Origin of the sequence: Mesorhizobium humile (assembly GCF_033977215.1) — a bacterium.
GTDB lineage: Bacteria > Pseudomonadota > Alphaproteobacteria > Rhizobiales > Rhizobiaceae > Mesorhizobium > Mesorhizobium humile.
The window spans coordinates 21,071-35,310 of sequence record NZ_JAVIIV010000011.1 but is presented as its reverse complement, the minus strand read 5'-3'; the positions used below and the strand labels follow the sequence as shown (position 1 = coordinate 35,310).

18 protein-coding genes are annotated in these 14,240 nt (G+C 60.4%); 6 read left to right on the top strand and 12 right to left on the bottom strand.

Features of this window, described 5'->3' with window-relative positions:
* Positions 1-7: 7 nt before the first annotated feature.
* The 3 genes from RFM52_RS17605 to RFM52_RS17595 all read right to left on the bottom strand — a co-directional run bounded on the left by RFM52_RS17605 (position 8) and on the right by RFM52_RS17595 (position 2,265).
* The gene (locus RFM52_RS17605; protein ID WP_320292958.1) at positions 8-415 is read right to left on the bottom strand and encodes a DUF2958 domain-containing protein; all 408 of its coding nucleotides are present in this window, start codon (positions 413-415) and stop codon (positions 8-10) included.
* Positions 416-693: 278 nt separating this feature from the next.
* Positions 694-1,656 (bottom strand): ArdC family protein, encoded by a 963-nt coding sequence (locus tag RFM52_RS17600; RefSeq protein WP_320292957.1) that lies wholly within the window; start codon positions 1,654-1,656, stop codon positions 694-696.
* A gap of 396 nt (positions 1,657-2,052) precedes the next feature.
* Positions 2,053-2,265: a helix-turn-helix transcriptional regulator gene (locus RFM52_RS17595; RefSeq protein ID WP_320222794.1), complete on the bottom strand. Its 213-nt coding sequence runs from the start codon at positions 2,263-2,265 to the stop codon at positions 2,053-2,055.
* Positions 2,266-2,387: 122 nt separating this feature from the next.
* On the opposite strand from RFM52_RS17595, the gene RFM52_RS17590 reads away from it, so the two are divergent.
* Complete coding sequence (locus RFM52_RS17590; RefSeq protein WP_320292956.1) at positions 2,388-2,654, top strand: DNA -binding domain-containing protein; 267 nt, start codon at positions 2,388-2,390, stop codon at positions 2,652-2,654.
* A gap of 24 nt (positions 2,655-2,678) precedes the next feature.
* On the opposite strand, the gene RFM52_RS17585 is transcribed toward RFM52_RS17590, so the two are convergent.
* From RFM52_RS17585 to RFM52_RS17550, 8 genes are all read right to left on the bottom strand, one after another.
* The gene (locus RFM52_RS17585) at positions 2,679-3,194 is read right to left on the bottom strand and encodes a DUF2285 domain-containing protein (protein ID WP_320292955.1); all 516 of its coding nucleotides are present in this window, start codon (positions 3,192-3,194) and stop codon (positions 2,679-2,681) included.
* A 37-nt stretch (positions 3,195-3,231) separates the two neighbouring features.
* On the bottom strand, positions 3,232-3,483 hold the full coding sequence (locus tag RFM52_RS17580) for a transcriptional regulator domain-containing protein (RefSeq protein ID WP_320256351.1): 252 nt from the start codon (positions 3,481-3,483) through the stop codon (positions 3,232-3,234).
* A complete protein-coding gene (locus RFM52_RS17575) occupies positions 3,483-4,151 on the bottom strand; it encodes an acyl-homoserine-lactone synthase (protein WP_320292954.1) in 669 nt (222 codons plus the stop codon). The genes RFM52_RS17580 and RFM52_RS17575 overlap by 1 nt, the downstream gene beginning before the upstream one ends.
* Positions 4,152-4,238: 87 nt before the next feature.
* Positions 4,239-4,964, bottom strand: coding sequence for a helix-turn-helix transcriptional regulator (locus RFM52_RS17570; RefSeq protein WP_320252996.1), 726 nt, complete (start codon positions 4,962-4,964; stop codon positions 4,239-4,241).
* Positions 4,965-5,066: 102 nt separating this feature from the next.
* The gene (locus tag RFM52_RS17565; protein ID WP_320292953.1) at positions 5,067-5,282 is read right to left on the bottom strand and encodes a hypothetical protein; all 216 of its coding nucleotides are present in this window, start codon (positions 5,280-5,282) and stop codon (positions 5,067-5,069) included.
* Positions 5,279-5,527: a hypothetical protein gene (locus RFM52_RS17560; RefSeq protein ID WP_320228035.1), complete on the bottom strand. Its 249-nt coding sequence runs from the start codon at positions 5,525-5,527 to the stop codon at positions 5,279-5,281. Before RFM52_RS17560 ends, RFM52_RS17565 begins: the two co-directional genes overlap by 4 nt.
* A gap of 359 nt (positions 5,528-5,886) precedes the next feature.
* Positions 5,887-6,807, bottom strand: coding sequence for a phosphonopyruvate hydrolase (locus RFM52_RS17555; RefSeq protein ID WP_320292952.1), 921 nt, complete (start codon positions 6,805-6,807; stop codon positions 5,887-5,889).
* Positions 6,808-6,924: 117 nt separating this feature from the next.
* The gene (locus RFM52_RS17550) at positions 6,925-7,833 is read right to left on the bottom strand and encodes a LysR family transcriptional regulator (RefSeq protein WP_320292951.1); all 909 of its coding nucleotides are present in this window, start codon (positions 7,831-7,833) and stop codon (positions 6,925-6,927) included.
* 393 nt (positions 7,834-8,226) lie between these two features.
* Here RFM52_RS17550 and RFM52_RS17545 point away from each other — a divergent pair, with 393 nt between their 5' ends.
* The 5 genes from RFM52_RS17545 to RFM52_RS17525 all read left to right on the top strand — a co-directional run bounded on the left by RFM52_RS17545 (position 8,227) and on the right by RFM52_RS17525 (position 13,312).
* Positions 8,227-9,402, top strand: a complete 1,176-nt coding sequence (locus tag RFM52_RS17545) for an ABC transporter ATP-binding protein (RefSeq protein ID WP_320292950.1) — start codon at positions 8,227-8,229, stop codon at positions 9,400-9,402.
* A gap of 110 nt (positions 9,403-9,512) precedes the next feature.
* A complete protein-coding gene (locus RFM52_RS17540) occupies positions 9,513-10,370 on the top strand; it encodes a carbohydrate ABC transporter permease (protein WP_320293752.1) in 858 nt (285 codons plus the stop codon).
* The gene (locus RFM52_RS17535; RefSeq protein ID WP_320222804.1) at positions 10,367-11,203 is read left to right on the top strand and encodes a carbohydrate ABC transporter permease; all 837 of its coding nucleotides are present in this window, start codon (positions 10,367-10,369) and stop codon (positions 11,201-11,203) included. The genes RFM52_RS17540 and RFM52_RS17535 overlap by 4 nt, the downstream gene beginning before the upstream one ends.
* 32 nt (positions 11,204-11,235) lie before the next feature.
* Complete coding sequence (locus tag RFM52_RS17530) at positions 11,236-12,504, top strand: extracellular solute-binding protein (protein ID WP_320292949.1); 1,269 nt, start codon at positions 11,236-11,238, stop codon at positions 12,502-12,504.
* 43 nt (positions 12,505-12,547) lie between these two features.
* Entirely contained in the window at positions 12,548-13,312 is a 765-nt protein-coding gene (locus tag RFM52_RS17525) for an HpcH/HpaI aldolase family protein (protein WP_320292948.1), read from the top strand.
* Positions 13,313-13,405: 93 nt separating this feature from the next.
* Here RFM52_RS17525 and RFM52_RS17520 read toward each other — a convergent pair whose 3' ends face one another.
* Positions 13,406-14,227: a class I SAM-dependent methyltransferase gene (locus tag RFM52_RS17520; protein ID WP_320292947.1), complete on the bottom strand. Its 822-nt coding sequence runs from the start codon at positions 14,225-14,227 to the stop codon at positions 13,406-13,408.
* Positions 14,228-14,240 lie beyond the last annotated feature (13 nt).

Sequence of the window (14,240 nt, the reverse complement as noted above, 5' to 3'; positions counted from 1 at the left end):
GGCGCGGTCATTCCGCCCGGTCTGGCGGAAGCTCGGGAGTGGGGATTTCGAGAGCGGCGGCGGCCTGCCGCAAAAGCCGCTCGGCCTCGGTAATGTGGCCGGCAATCCGGGCGGCTTGGGCGTAGACCGAGAGCGGAAACCGCGCACGAAAATAGAGATCGCGCTCGATGCCGAGGCCAAGCGGTCCCTTGACGGCTTGCAGTTCGGCGAGGCTGACGCTGCCGAGTTCCGGGAAGCCGAAGCCGAGATCGCAAAGCCCGAACAGCGTGTCGCCGTCGGCGTCGAGTTCGCTCAGAAGCCAAGTCGCGGCGCCGACCGGATTGAACAGTTTGACGACCGGAACATGGTCGGTTTCGATTTCGGCGGCACCATTGGCGCAAAGGCGGGCGCGCAATTCGTCGGTGATCAGGATCATGGCAAAGCTTCCTTGTCAGAACAGGTCGAACTGGGTCAGAACAGGTCGAGTTGGTTTCGTTTGGCTTCATCGAAGCGGTCGAAATCGAGCGTCTTCCTGCGCCGCGCGCGGGCGCATCGGCGCGTCCATCAAAAGGTCAAGCCGGTCGCGGGCGGTGACCCACCTTCGCGAAGCCCGCTTCGGCGGGCGAAGAGGTCGGCCGGACGGACATCGGGAACGAGCGTCTGCTCGCGTTGCGGCGTCGGCTCGCTCTGCAGCGCAACGGGATTCGGGAGCGCTCATGCCGCGATCCCTTCCCGCATCTTGGTTTCGGCATCCGTCTGGAAGGCCAGCAGGAAATCGGCGGCTTTCGAGGCAAGGCTGGCAGCGCGGAAAATGGCGCGGTTGTCCTCGCGCAGCACCTCGAGCCATGAGGCGATATAGTCGGCGTGACGCACGGTCGGCTCGATGCCGAGGCTCGAGCAGGTAAAGGCAGCCGTGATCTCGGCCACCAGTTCCTCGCGCGCATAAGCTTTGCTGCCGAACGAGCCGGAGAGGTCACGCGCAAGCCGCGTTGGGTGTCCGGTCCAATGGCCAAGCTCGTGGAAGCAGGTTCGGTAATAATTGATCTGCTCGAAGAACGCCGGTTGCGGCGGCAGTTGAACAAAATCGGCAGACGGCATGTAAAAGGCGCGGTCGCCGCCGATGCGGATATCGGCACCGGTTTTGCGAACAAGCGCCTCGGCATGCGGGATGATCTGGCGTTCGGGCAGCGGCTCGGGCTGGCTGTAAAGCGCGTCGGGCAGGCCCTCGCACTGAGCGACATTGAAGACGGTGAAGCGCTTGAGAAACGGCACCGCCTGCGGCTCGGTATCTTCCGCCTTGGCGCGTTCCTTCTCGTTTTTCGGGACGAAGCGGTCGGCATGCACGATGGTCGTGCCGTGCTCGCCTTTGCGGACATTGCCGCCGAGGGAAAGCGCCTGCCGGAAGGTGAGCCAGTTCTGGCCGGCATAGCCGTGTTCGATGACCGCGCCCCACAGGATCAGGATGTTGATGCCGGAATAGCCGCGCCCCGTGGCGGCATTCTTCGGCAGGCCAAGGCTGGCCTTGGCGCTGCCCCAAGGCTTCACCCAAGGCACGCAACCCCGCTCCAGATCGGCGATGATGCGGTCTGTGATCTCGGAATAAAGGCTGCCCTTAAGCGGCTCGCTCCTCTTGCCGCCTACTTCTCCGCTAGCGCTATGTTTGCCGGTCTTGCGCATAATTAGATCTCCGCTCGCCAATCTCGCCGCGCCCTTCCCCGCAAAGCGGGGTGGGCGGCGAAAAACGACCGGAAAGGCCCGCCGTCAGAGGTGGCCTGCATCCGAAGGACCGGAACGCAAGTGGAGGACCCGGAGCAAAGCGAAGGGTTGCGGGCCGCCGCGGCGGGCCTAGAAGGGAGAGCCGCCCACACCGCGCCGCCGGGAAGGCCAAATCAAAAAACAACGCCGCCCCTGGGGCGGCGACCGGCACAGCCCGCAAGGGCTGCCCGCGCCAGGGGGCGAAGCCGAATGGCCGAGACCGCCTGAGCGACGCGAAGACAAGCGGGCTCGGTTCACGAGCACCCGATGCGCGCCTTCAGGCGCGCAGGTGCCCAGCAATTTGCACGCCAAGATCGATTATTTGTCGGGACGAACCAGATCCATGTGGCTGACGCCAAGCGCCAATGCCAGTTCATAGATGGTGACGATCGTCGGATTGCGGCGGCCCTTCTCCAGACCGCTGATATACTGCTGGCTGAAGCCGGAAACTTCGGCGAGCTGTTCCTGCGTCAGACCTTTCTTCAGCCTGATCCTTATCACATTCCGACCGACCAACTGACGCATGTCCATGCGTGAGAAGTCAGCGGATCAGGCTCCTTGAGTTTATCAACTATAATATGTATTCCACACCAAGCGTCTCAATCCACTCGCGGACGGGTTTTGCGAGACCGCTCTTGAAGATGGAATCAGCGATGTTGCAGCCTCACTCGACCGTGCCGGTAGCGGATGAAGCGCCATGGTCGGACAGCCTCACGGCTTACGACAAGGAGCACTTCACCATCTATATGCGCTTGCTGGATGCCGCCGCCGATGACGCCAGCTACGAGGAGATGGCCGAACTGATCCTCGGCATCGATCCGGAGCGCGAACCAGAACGCGCCCGCAATGCGGCCCGCAGCCATCTCGACCGGGCGAACTGGATGGTGACGACGGGCTACAGGGAGCTGTTCACCAGCTGACGCATTTATACGGCGCGAGACACGTCAGGAAAGAAAGTCGAGATAGCCGCCATTCATGAGCACGCGAGCCCGTGTCACGGCACGTCGGATGCGATCGCGCAGATGGTCGCGAGGATCCGTCCAGTCGGCCCGCACGCGCGTCTGACCAATCAGCGCTTCGGCGATGTCTCGGTACGAGGCGCCCGCAACTGAGCCGTCAAGAGCCCGCAGAACAAAGCGCAGGCGACGACCGCGCGCTTCCGGCACAAACAGTCTTTTCGGCAACCGTTCCCCTGCCACGAGACTATTGAGGCATTTGAGCGCCCAGAGGCGTTGCCGCCACTCACCGGCCGGCCAGACCGCATCGGTGCGCAGCCGAACGGGGCCGAGGATACTCTGCCCCGAAACGGCGAGCTGAAGCTGCCGGCCGGCGCTGTGCAGCAGGAGATGCTGGGTACCGTCAACCAGCCTGAGCACACTCGCACGGCAGGGCAGACTCGCCGGTTCGAACGCCGGCATCGCCGGCGAGGAGGACACCTGTTCGGCGACGACCGGCAACACCTGAGGGCATCGGCTCGGGCACCAGAACGTGGCTGCGTCAGGGTGCGTCGAGGACGCGAAACAAAAGCCCCCAGCGCGACAGGTCGGCGGAGGATAAAATGACATCGAGCGACGGCCGCTGATCGACAGACCTGGCCCGTTCCAATGCGTGGGACAGATCATGCCGGAAGGCCGGATTGCGCCGCAGGAATTCCCAGGCCCAGCCGCGCCGCGTCAGCTCAAGGGTGTAGTCATAGGACCGCTCATCGCGCCAGTCCGGCCGGTCGGCGTCAGGTTCTGGCAGGCTCATCAGGTATCTCCGCCCGAAGCACGAAGCGAAGCCATCATGCGGCCTCGTGGATTGACCGGCGCCCACAGCACCGGACCGGCAAGACCGCCATTGCGGCGAACGGCATCGAGGCGCTCGCTTGAGACCTCGAGGTAGCCGGCCAGGGCTTTGGTGGGGCCGATCGCGCGCGGCTCGCCGAGCCGCTCGAGCGGCCAATCGGCCCGGCGCAGGATGCGCTCCATGCGCAGGTCGGTGACGGTGACGATGCGGCTCAGACCTCGCCACAGGCCGAACTCGATCATGCCTGCGAAGAGCGCGTAGGTGCCGCCAGCGATGCCGCCTGCCCCCTTGACGGCCGACGGCGGCAGGTCGAGCGCGAAACGACTGCTTTCCCAGATTCTTGGATCCTGCGGCGCCGGCTGTCCGTCCAGTAGGGCCGGAAAGATATCGCCAAGCATGGTCGGCCCGGTCGAGGCAAGCAGGCGGACGCAGCCGTCGACGCTGCCAATTGAGCCGCGCAGCAGCAGATAGTGGGGTTTCAGCGCGTCGAAGCGATCGATCTCGTAGCCGCCGCTGGTGTCGACGTCCCAGTCCAGCCGCTCCTTGAAGACACGGTGGCGCAGACGGTGCATTTCGTGGAGCTCGTCGGCGAAGTCGCCGTACCATTCGGGAGCAATAAGCTGCAGCATGATTATCGGCCTCCTGGCAGGATTGACCCTGCCATTGGAGGCCAGGCGTGAGGCCGAAGCAGCCTGTACAGCGGTACAGGTGCCTGGTCAGCCGAGACCCGTTCTGGCGGCTGAGAATTGCGCCACGGCCTGCATGCGGGTGCGCAGCCCAAGCTTCTTCCTGGCGTTCTCCAGGTGAAAGGCGGCGGTGCGGCGCCTGATGCCAACAATCGAGGCGATGTCGCGTGCGGATTTGCCCTGCGCGGCCCATTCCAGGCATTCATATTCGCGCGGCGTCAGCTGCACGCCATTGACCACCCGATCGGCCGAGAGCTTGCGGCGGACGCAGATATGAAAGCAGGTCGCCATGAAGCGAAATGCCTCTTGGTAGCGCTCGGTCACCCGCAGGAGGGCCGGATTGAGCCCGTCGGCGGCAAAGCTCATGGCGGCGACGTTGCCCCGCTTGTCTAGGATCGGGATGGTGAAACCGCAGCGGATGCCGAACGCGGCCGCTTCGTCGAAGAGCTTCTGCTCGAAATCCGACAGCCCGGTTCGGCTGTAGTGAAGCCCCCACAGAAACGGGCATTGGCCGCCCTGCGCCCGCGCGATCACCGGATCGATGGCGTGATAATGGTTGCTCAGGTAATGAGCGGTCCAGCGTGGCGGATAGTTCGAGATCAGCCTTGGCTTTCCCGGCGCCCGTGGCGGCAGGCACAGATAGGCGAATTTGACGAGATCGAATGCCGCGGCAGCACGCGCCATCGCGTCGCGGAAATCCGTCTCATCGACGCTTTCCGAAAGCTGCTCCAGGAAGGTCTCGAAGACAAATTGCATGCCTAGTCGTCCCCAGACCCTTCCGCCGCGTGGCATTCGGAGTCGCGGAAGCCGGCGGGCAGCTTGCCAAGGTGACATGGCCACGTTCGCCGGCACGGAGCGTTACGCGATGGCCAGTCCGTCACCTTCCGGCTGGCATTCCAACGATGGCAGAATGCCGATTCGAACCTCTTCAGCATCCAATTCGAACCGACAGGCGATGACACCGGATCCGCGGCACGCGCCATTCAACGTGCAGCCGCGACAGATTTTCAGCCGTTTCGCCATCCGGCTGATAGTGCTTGCGCCACGCGACAGGCTTGCTTGGCCGGTGCTCACGCCGAGGCTTCGCCAAGCATCTTGAGCATTGCCAGCCGGACCTTGACGAGCTTGCGCACCGGCGCGTGATAATTTTGAGGAGCAGCGTCCACCACAAACACCAAGGTCATCAGATCCAGCAAGAATTGGTGGATCGCGTCGGCAGTCACGACCGCCTCGAATTGACGCAGCATTGAGCGTGCCTCATTGACCGTTTCCGCGCCCGGCGAATCAATCAACGCTTCAAGTCTTTCGAAAATTTCCAATTCGGCGAAACCTCCATTGCATCATTTGCCGTAGGGCACCAGCGAGGCATACCTCGCGCGAAAAGTAGCTGGCCAAGCGGCGCCTGCTCGCACGATGGTGGCGCCGAACCATGCAGCAGCCTGAGCTCCATTGATGGAAAGACAACAAAACTCGGCCGCACGCCATAGCATCGAAAAATCCGTTGCCGCGAGAGACACGCGGGCGCCTGAAGCTCAGTGCCCGCATTGCGAACTGAAAACCGAAATGAGCTCGGCACCTCGAACCCGACACCGAAGATGCAGAAACGGACGAACTTGGCTGCATCAGGAGGTCATCCTCAGACCTATTTTCGATGGTCCGGAAAGTAGCCCTGGTGACGTCACCACAGAAACCTATCCTCGTTCGCTTTGACGGCGTCCATTTTCTGCAGTCGGAAGATTTCCTCCACGGGCACGATTTCGGGGTCGATGCGGTGAATACCGCCGTCGGCGCGGATGCGGGTAAAGACGTCCTTCATCGCGGTGACCGCTGCCCGAATGGCATGATTGCCATAGATCACCATCGCAATCTTGCCGAGCGCGCGGATGCGCGACTCGTTCATTTCCGGATAGGCCGTCGGCACGATGACTATCGGAACTTCGCCGCGCCATGCTCGTACAAAACTTTCCACCTCGTCGGGCGTCTTGCGCTTGGAGTGGATCAAGATCATGTCCGCGCCAGCTTCTTCATACGCCCTGGCCCGCTTCAGGGCCTCGGCTTCACCCAGTCCGGCGATCAGCGCTTCGGTGCGCGCAATGACGAGGAAGTCCGCGTCTGCGCGCGTGGCAACGGCCGCCCGAATCTTTCCCGCGAATTCCTCGGTCCGGATGAGTTCCTGGCGACCATCTGCCAGGAGGCTCGTCACCTTTGGAAAAGCCTTGTCTTCAATGACCACCGCGGCGGCGCCCGCACGCTCGTATTGCTCGATGGCGTAGATCACGTTGATGGCGTTGCCGAAGCCGGTGTCGATATCAGCTATGATCGGCAGCGATGATTGCTCGGCCATCGAACGGACCATGTCGAGGTGCCGCGTCATGGAGACAAGGCTTACATCGGGCAGTCCATAAAGAGCGGAAAGTTCGAAACCGGAGGCCCAGATGCCATCGAAGCCTGCCTCCTCGGCCAGGATTGCCGACAAGGGACTGTGCGCCGCCATGACGTGGGCCAGACGGCCGGCGCAGATATGGGCTCGCAGCGATGCCCTGCTCGTCAGCGTGGAGGCTCCGGAGATGTGCTTGGGGCTTTGACCAGTTTGCAGCATCTTGCGCGCCTCTGGAATCGACGAATGATCGAATTACTGCCACCTGTATTCAGCGACGTCGTTGGCAATCAAACGGATTGATCGATTTTTGAGACCTTTCCATAGCCGAATGCGATATTAACGAGCCTCCGAAATCGCCGCCTTCTTACACAGTCGAGCCAACCACCGGCAAAAGGCGCGAGCGAGTTCGGGATTGTCAGAGCGATCGACCGCATAGGCCCGGTATTGCATACCGCTTGGCGTAAGCGATCCCGGCACCACATTCAAAGCGCCAGTGCGCACCAGGTCACTGACGATGATCTCGGGCGCTACAAGAAGGCTTTTTCCTGTCATGACGGCAGGCAGCGCAAGGTAATTGTGATCGTATCGTGCGCCCGACTTGATATCCCTTGATGTCAGATTCATCCCTCTCAGCCAGGTGGGGAGTATGTCGGGACGAGATGTGACGTTGATTATCGGCATCGAGCGAACGACCGAAAGACTTTTGCCCGTTATGTGATTTGGAGAGCCCACACACACGAGTTGCTCGTTGTAGATTTCCCAATGATCGGCAGGTTCGACGACCGAAAGGTCGCGTGTAATCAAGATGTCGAAATCGTCGGTGGATGTCGGCAGCGAAAGCGAACTGATCACGTCAACCATCACGCCGCCCATTTCGGTGGAGAATGCCTGAAGATTTGGGATCAAGAATGAATAGGCAAAAGTCGAAAGTGATGTGCGCACGACAATCCGGTTGGCATTCGGCCGAGTCCGCCGCCGCATTCTTTGAGCGGTGAAGCACACTGTATCGAGCGGCTCCGAGACAGTGTTGGCGAATAATCTTCCAAACTCGGTTAGTTCGCTTCGCCTGCCCCGCCGTTCCATCAAGTCTGTCCCGAGATATCCTTCCAGAACCGCTAGGTAGCGGCTGACTGAGCTCTGCGTCGTCCCTAAGGCGTTAGCTGCCCGCGTCAGACTTCCTTCGCGCACGATCGTTACGAAAGCGCGGATTGCGTTCAAAGGCACTGCTTCATCTTCGCTCGTCATCGGTAGCTCCGGAAAAATAGTTGGAGGGCTGATCCCTTACGGCCATTCATCTCCAAACTGGGACCATCCATCACATTATTCGATATTTGTCACCGGACTGTCGTGTCCCGGCGGTACCGCGTAGCCATGAGTTCCGGCCCAGGATGGGTGCATGACATTTCCACTCAATAGCGTTGGGTTCCTTACTTATTGCTTTGCGCAACGTGAGCCGACAGCTCGCATTGCATGTCGCCGTCAAATCTGGCGCAGGTTACCCAATCGTCTTGCGTTGGGCACGTTTGACAGCTGGTCTATCAGACCGCTGGAGCGCTGCGTCCTTTGCCATCAGCGGTGCGCGTCGACGAGGTCAGTTGGGCGTGTCGTCGCTTCCGTGAGGAATGAGGAGGCCGCCGCGTGAGTGGGATTACCATAACAAATATTCGCAAGTCGTTCGGGGCCACAAGGGTGCTGCATGACGTTTCGCTCTCGATTGCGGATGGCGAGTTCCTGACCCTTCTCGGCCCGTCGGGATGCGGAAAATCGACATTGTTGCGCATACTGGCTGGGCTCGAGGTCCAGGACACAGGCAGCATCGAGATTGGCGGTCGTGTGGTGGATGGAGTACGCCCGAAGCGTCGCGACGTGGCGATGGTTTTCCAATCCTATGCGCTTTACCCGCATATGAGTGTCGCCGCGAACATCGCCCTGCCGTTGCGAATGCGACGACTGAGTCGCGCGCAGCGCCTGCCGCTCATCGGCCGATGGCTACCAGGCTCCGGGCCGGTGATGAGCGGGATCGAGGTGGAGGTTTCTCGCACCGCCGAAGCGCTCGGAATTGCGCATCTGCTCAATCGCAAACCGGGACAACTGTCCGGCGGACAACGTCAGCGGGTGGCGGTCGGTCGCGCCATGGTGCGCCATCCTGCCGTGTTTTTGATGGACGAGCCGCTCAGCAATCTCGACGCCAAGCTGAGGGTCCAAATGCGTGCCGAGATCAAGGACCTGCACAGTCGCCTTGGGGTGACATTTGTCTATGTGACGCACGACCAGGCGGAAGCGATGACGCTGTCCGATCGTGTCGTTGTGATGCGCGACGGCGAGATGTTGCAAGTTGCCCCGCCCCAGGAGATCTATGCCGACCCGAACGACATACGCGTGGCTGAGTTCCTCGGATCGCCAAAGATCAACATGGTGGACGCAACAATGCGCGAACCAGGCTTGGTCGATCTTGCGGGCTCGGCCCTTTCGGTTGCTTGCGAGATAGCGCCGGGGTCCAGATTCACTGTCGGCATCCGCCCAGAGGCTTTCCAGTTTGCTGAACATTCCGGCCCGGGCGTGATCACCGGCTCGGTACGCATGGTCGAGCATATGGGCTCCGATTTGTTCGTTTATTTCGACCCGTGCGGCCTCCAGCAACCGTTGATAGCCAGGCTTTCCGCCGAGCGCGCACCCCATATTGTCACCGGACAGACGCTGCATGTCTCAGTCAGATCGGACCAGCTGCTCGTCTTCAACCGCGACGGTCGTCGGGTTCGTGCGCGAGACGTCTTGAGCGCTCACTCGTCCACACCAGTCAGGGAATGGGCCTGATGAGCGCAAGCCTAAATGCTGTCAGTCGGCTTGCCCAGCCTGCGGAAGGGGTCGCGGGCAAGCTATCGTCGCGCGTCTCGCTGCCACGAAGACACTCGTTGCATGAGGCAATGTGGGGTTGGGCACTGATTGCGCCTGCTCTCATCTTTCTCGTCGTTCTGTTCTTCCTGCCGGTTGTCGGCGTCTTTGTCATAGCGTTTAGCGACTGGCAGTTCGGCGCCAGCTCGCTTTCCTTCGTCGGCCTCGCAAACTTCCGCGAAGTCATCTTTGACGAGGGTTTTCGAGCGTCGCTGATCAACACTGTCGTCTATGTAGCGATGGTTGTTCCGGGAACCGTCCTTGCGGGACTTTTGATCGCGCTGCTCATAGAGAGCAGCCATTCGTGCCGCGCTCTTTATCGAGCAGTTCATTTCTTGCCCTTCATGGCCACGGCAACTGCAATGGCGATCTCGTGGGAGGCCTTGCTCCATCCCACCATCGGCCTGGTCAACCACAGCCTCGCGGCCCTTGGTTTACCTGTCGCCAACTGGCTGCGTGACGAAACGACGGCCCTGCCTGTCCTCGCCGTTATCGGCATCTGGCAGAATCTCGGTTACGCCATGGTGCTCTTCATGGCGGGGCTGAAGTCGATCCCGCTCGATTTATACGACGCCGCTGATGTTGACGGGGCCGATCACTGGCTCGATCGCCTGCGAACGGTCACCATCCCAATGCTTGGACCGGTGTCCATGTTCGTCGTCATCGTTGTGGCGCTCAGAGCTTTCGAAACCTTCGACACGATCCAGATCCTGACCCAAGGCGGCCCGGGCCACTCCTCGGAAATGCTGCTTTTCACGATCTACCGGGAAAGTTTTGAATATTTGCGCGCGGGCTATGGCGCCGCGGTCGCCATCGTCTTTCTCGCAATCGTCGTGGCGCTGACGTTGCTCCAGGCGCGTAGCATGGACAAACGGGTACACTATCAATGAGCGCGATCCGCCTTTCTCCTGCGGCCGCCATCCTGCGCCACGGCGTGCTGGTCCTCACGTCCGCATTCATTCTCGTACCCTTCGTTTGGATGGTCAGCCTGTCGCTCAAATCGCCTGGTGAGATTTTTCGGGCGACCTTCTCGGTCCTTCCCGCACAATTTTATGGTGTCGACAATTACGCCAAGGCGATCACTTCGGTGCCTCTGCCGCGGTACATGGGCAACGGCCTCCTTGTCTGCGCGCTGATCCTGGCAGCACAAATTCTCGTGTGCGCGCCGGCAGCTTACGCTCTGGCCAAGCTCAAGTTCTGGGGCCGCGATTTCATTTTCGCCATGGTTCTCGTCGGGCTGCTTCTGCCGCACCAGGTGCTGTCCCTTCCCTTGTTCATCCTCTGCTACAAGCTCGACATCCTGAACACGTACCTGGCCCTGGTTATTCCATACGTCGTCTCGCCGTTCGGTATTTTTCTCTTGCGCCAATTCTTCAAGAAGATCCCGAACGACATTGTCCACGCGGCTCGGCTTGATGGCCTGTGCGAACTTGCCATCGTCTGGAAAATCATGGTGCCGATGGCGCTGCCTGCCGTCATCGCGTTTTCCATCTTCTCGGTTGTCGCTCACTGGAACGATCTTTTCTGGCCGCTGATTGCGGTGCGCGACGGCAACCTGATGCCTGCGCCGCTCGGGATCATGGCCTTCAAGAACGAGGAGGCCGGGAATGACTACGGCCCATTGATGGCCGCATCGACGCTGGTCGTCGCCCCTTTGCTCATCGCATTCCTGGCCGCGCAGAAGTGGTTCGTGGAGGGAATGACTGGTGGGTCGGTGAAATGAACGCAGCTCACAAATACAATGAGGATCAACCAATGTTCGAAATCACGCGGCGCCATTTTCTCGCCGGTTCATCATCCATCTTCCTTACCACGGGGTCTGTCGCGCGCGCGGCGCCCTCGGATGCACTGCGCGTCGTCGCGCTTCCCTCCATATTCGCCGACATGTATTCCGCGCTGGGAGCTGCCTATCAGGCGGGACATGACGTTGCGTTGAACATAGACACCTCGATTCGAGAGGATGAGACCGCCATCACCACCGTGCTGCGCTCGGCAATGGTTGGGGAACTGCCGGACGTCCTTTTCATCAGCCCGAACTGTCTTCGTGTATTTGCCGACAGAAAGCTTGCGCAAAGCCTGGATGGTTACCAGCGCAACGAGGCCGGTTGGAGCCAAAGTTTCTCACCGGCCGTGACACGAATCGGCCGCTTTGGAGCAAGCATGCGTGGCCTTGGCTTTGCGGTCTCGATGCCGGTGATCCTCTATAACCTCGACCTCTTGAAGCGAATTGGCGTCAGCGAGCCGCCGGACTCCTGGGAAGCAATCACGGCGCTGGGCCGCAAACTCGATGCCATGGGCAAAGGCCAGGTCGTGGGCGCGTTTATGGAGTACGACAACGGTGGCAACTGGACGTTCCATTGCCTCTTGAATGGGTTTGGCGGCCGCATCTTGGCCGATGACGAACGCAACGTCGGATTTGTCGGGCCCGAAGGGCTCGCCGCTCTTGGAATTTTGCGGGATTTCGGCGCATGCGGACAAGCGCGAACGGACATGTCACGCGATCAGGCACGACAGGCATTTTCCGCGGGTCAGATCGGCATCCTGTGTACTTCAAGCAGCAGTTATGCGGCTATCGCCAAACGCGCCGAAGGACAGTTTCAAATTGCGATGCGGCCGTTCCCGGTAGCCAATGAAGCCGGTCACCTGCCCGCCGCCGGACCCATCAGCATCATGTTCTCCAAGGATCCGGAGCAGCGACAAAAGGCATGGGAGTTCATGAAGTTCGCTTCAGGTGTCGCGGGGCAGACGATCGTGGCGACGCACACGGCTTATCTCCCGGCCAACGATCTCGCGCTCGGGACCGAAGCGCTCCGGGAATATTATGCATCGCGTCCCAACCTCCAGGCGCTGATCCCGGCGTTGTCGGTGATGGGACCATGGGAAGCGTTCCCGGGCGAGAACTCAGTCAAGATCACCACCGTGATAAAGAACCACCTGGCGTCGGTGGTTTTGCTGAAAGTCGCACCCAAGCAGGCACTGGAGCAGATGGGACGTGACGTCTCCGGTCTGCTGCCGTTGCATTGACCGACCTGATCCCAACCACTCCTCAATCAAAAGGTTTTATCAAATGGCATCATTCCTAAAGCGTGACTTGTCGGCCTCTCGCGCGCTAAAAGAAAAACTCCGTTCCGGGGGCTTCGGCACCCTGGTACACTCCAGTCATCCGTCGCCCAGCCTAGTGGAAAAATTGGCTGAATGCGGGTTCGATGCCGTCCTCATCGACTGTGAACACGGTTCGGCCGGTCCGGAACGGGTGGAAGAGATGGCGCGCGCTTCGAGTCTGTCGGGAATCGTTTCGATCCTGCGGCCGGAAGATCCCTCGCCATGGATGGTGACCAAGTATCTCGAATGCGGCGTCGATGGTCTGATGATCCCGCTGGTGTCGGACGCGAAAGTAGCGCAGAGCATCGTGGACCGGTTCAGGTTCTCCGCGCCATTCGATCACCAGGACCGGTTGCTTATCCTGATGATTGAGACCATCGAGGCAGTCAACAACTTGCCGCAAATCATGGCCGTCGAAGGCGTCGACGCCTATTTGGTTGCTCCTGGGGACCTGGCCCTCACGATCGGCGCTCAGCCCATCACCTACGAATGGCAGCAAGGCAACAAGCCGCAAGCCGTTGCCGAAATCGTCGATCGTGCGATCAAAACGATAGTGGACGCAGGCAAGATCTGCGGCACGCTCGTCAACCATAGCGACGTGGGGTCCTTCGTCGATAAGGGCGTTCGGCTCGTTTATGATCATGCCAACCATATGTTGAGCTATGGCGCTCGTGAGTTCCATGGTCGTTTGAAGCAGTTGCCATATAAACTGGAAGCGGTTTCTGCATGATGTCAGCCGTTCAGCATGTCCCGCCAAGCCTCGGCGCGACATGCTGAACGAAGCTGAGATGATGCGCGCCATATACGGGCGAGACACTGCTCGTTATGGCCGCGCTGCCAAAAGCAAAGAAGCGACGCCGCGCTCGATGAACGTCCCGGTGGGCGACATCGCCGAGAGTCGGGACCGCAAGCCATCCTCGAATGCCGGCCGTCGGTCGCCGAGCACCCCGGGGCAAGCCTTGGAGGTGGACAAGATATAGCCGACGAGCGAATCCAGATCCCAATGATGTTCGTAAGGAAAGCTTTTGTCCTGAATGTCGCTGAAGGCTGAACGGGCAAGGATGACACCATTCGCGACCTTCAAGGCAGGTCGGATACCTTCGCTGCCCGCCGGAAAGAAACCGCCCCAGAAAGCCTCGGTATAGGCGAGTTGTTCCAACCACCAATCATCGGGTGAACAGTTCGAACGGTGCCTCGAAATGACAGCGATAGCGCAGTCGTGCGCCGCCACCTTCTCGAGGTACTTCAGGACCCGCTCCCGATCCATCCAATGGAACGCGCCCGCTATCGTGACCAGTGAAAACGGGCCGATGTCCAAGCCAAGCTCCTCGGATTTTCCAGTCACGAAGGAGACGTTGCGAGCGCCGGACCTGGCGGCGTATTGACGTGCCTCATCGATCATACCTTGATCGGGGTCCACGGCGATGACTTCATCGGCAAATCGAGCAAGCGGAACACTGATCTGGCCCGTTCCACAGCCAAGATCGAGCAAGACGGCCGGCTCTCGGCCAGAAAGGTAATTTTGTGTCAAGAAATCGAACATCGCGGCCGGATAGTCTGCTTGGTAGCGTGCAAAATAGTAAGCGGCTCCCGCAAACAGATCCGCAGGCGCGGTGGTCATTATTTGACGGTCTGTCGTGCTCATTTCCCGTATTCCT

Excerpts from the sequence above, each read along its gene's own strand:
- RFM52_RS17605 (WP_320292958.1), bottom strand. The coding sequence starts at position 415 with ATGATCCTGATCACCGACGAATTGCGCGCCCGCCTTTGCGCCAATGGT.
- RFM52_RS17600 (WP_320292957.1), bottom strand. The coding sequence starts at position 1,656 with ATGCGCAAGACCGGCAAACATAGCGCTAGCGGAGAAGTAGGCGGCAAG.
- RFM52_RS17595 (WP_320222794.1), bottom strand. The coding sequence starts at position 2,265 with ATGGACATGCGTCAGTTGGTCGGTCGGAATGTGATAAGGATCAGGCTG.
- RFM52_RS17590 (WP_320292956.1), top strand. The coding sequence starts at position 2,388 with ATGTTGCAGCCTCACTCGACCGTGCCGGTAGCGGATGAAGCGCCATGG.
- RFM52_RS17580 (WP_320256351.1), bottom strand. The coding sequence starts at position 3,483 with ATGAGCCTGCCAGAACCTGACGCCGACCGGCCGGACTGGCGCGATGAG.
- RFM52_RS17575 (WP_320292954.1), bottom strand. The coding sequence starts at position 4,151 with ATGCTGCAGCTTATTGCTCCCGAATGGTACGGCGACTTCGCCGACGAG.
- RFM52_RS17570 (WP_320252996.1), bottom strand. The coding sequence starts at position 4,964 with ATGCAATTTGTCTTCGAGACCTTCCTGGAGCAGCTTTCGGAAAGCGTC.
- RFM52_RS17555 (WP_320292952.1), bottom strand. The coding sequence starts at position 6,807 with ATGCTGCAAACTGGTCAAAGCCCCAAGCACATCTCCGGAGCCTCCACG.
- RFM52_RS17550 (WP_320292951.1), bottom strand. The coding sequence starts at position 7,833 with ATGACGAGCGAAGATGAAGCAGTGCCTTTGAACGCAATCCGCGCTTTC.
- RFM52_RS17540 (WP_320293752.1), top strand. The coding sequence starts at position 9,513 with ATGTGGGGTTGGGCACTGATTGCGCCTGCTCTCATCTTTCTCGTCGTT.
- RFM52_RS17535 (WP_320222804.1), top strand. The coding sequence starts at position 10,367 with ATGAGCGCGATCCGCCTTTCTCCTGCGGCCGCCATCCTGCGCCACGGC.
- RFM52_RS17530 (WP_320292949.1), top strand. The coding sequence starts at position 11,236 with ATGTTCGAAATCACGCGGCGCCATTTTCTCGCCGGTTCATCATCCATC.
- RFM52_RS17525 (WP_320292948.1), top strand. The coding sequence starts at position 12,548 with ATGGCATCATTCCTAAAGCGTGACTTGTCGGCCTCTCGCGCGCTAAAA.
- RFM52_RS17520 (WP_320292947.1), bottom strand. The coding sequence starts at position 14,227 with ATGAGCACGACAGACCGTCAAATAATGACCACCGCGCCTGCGGATCTG.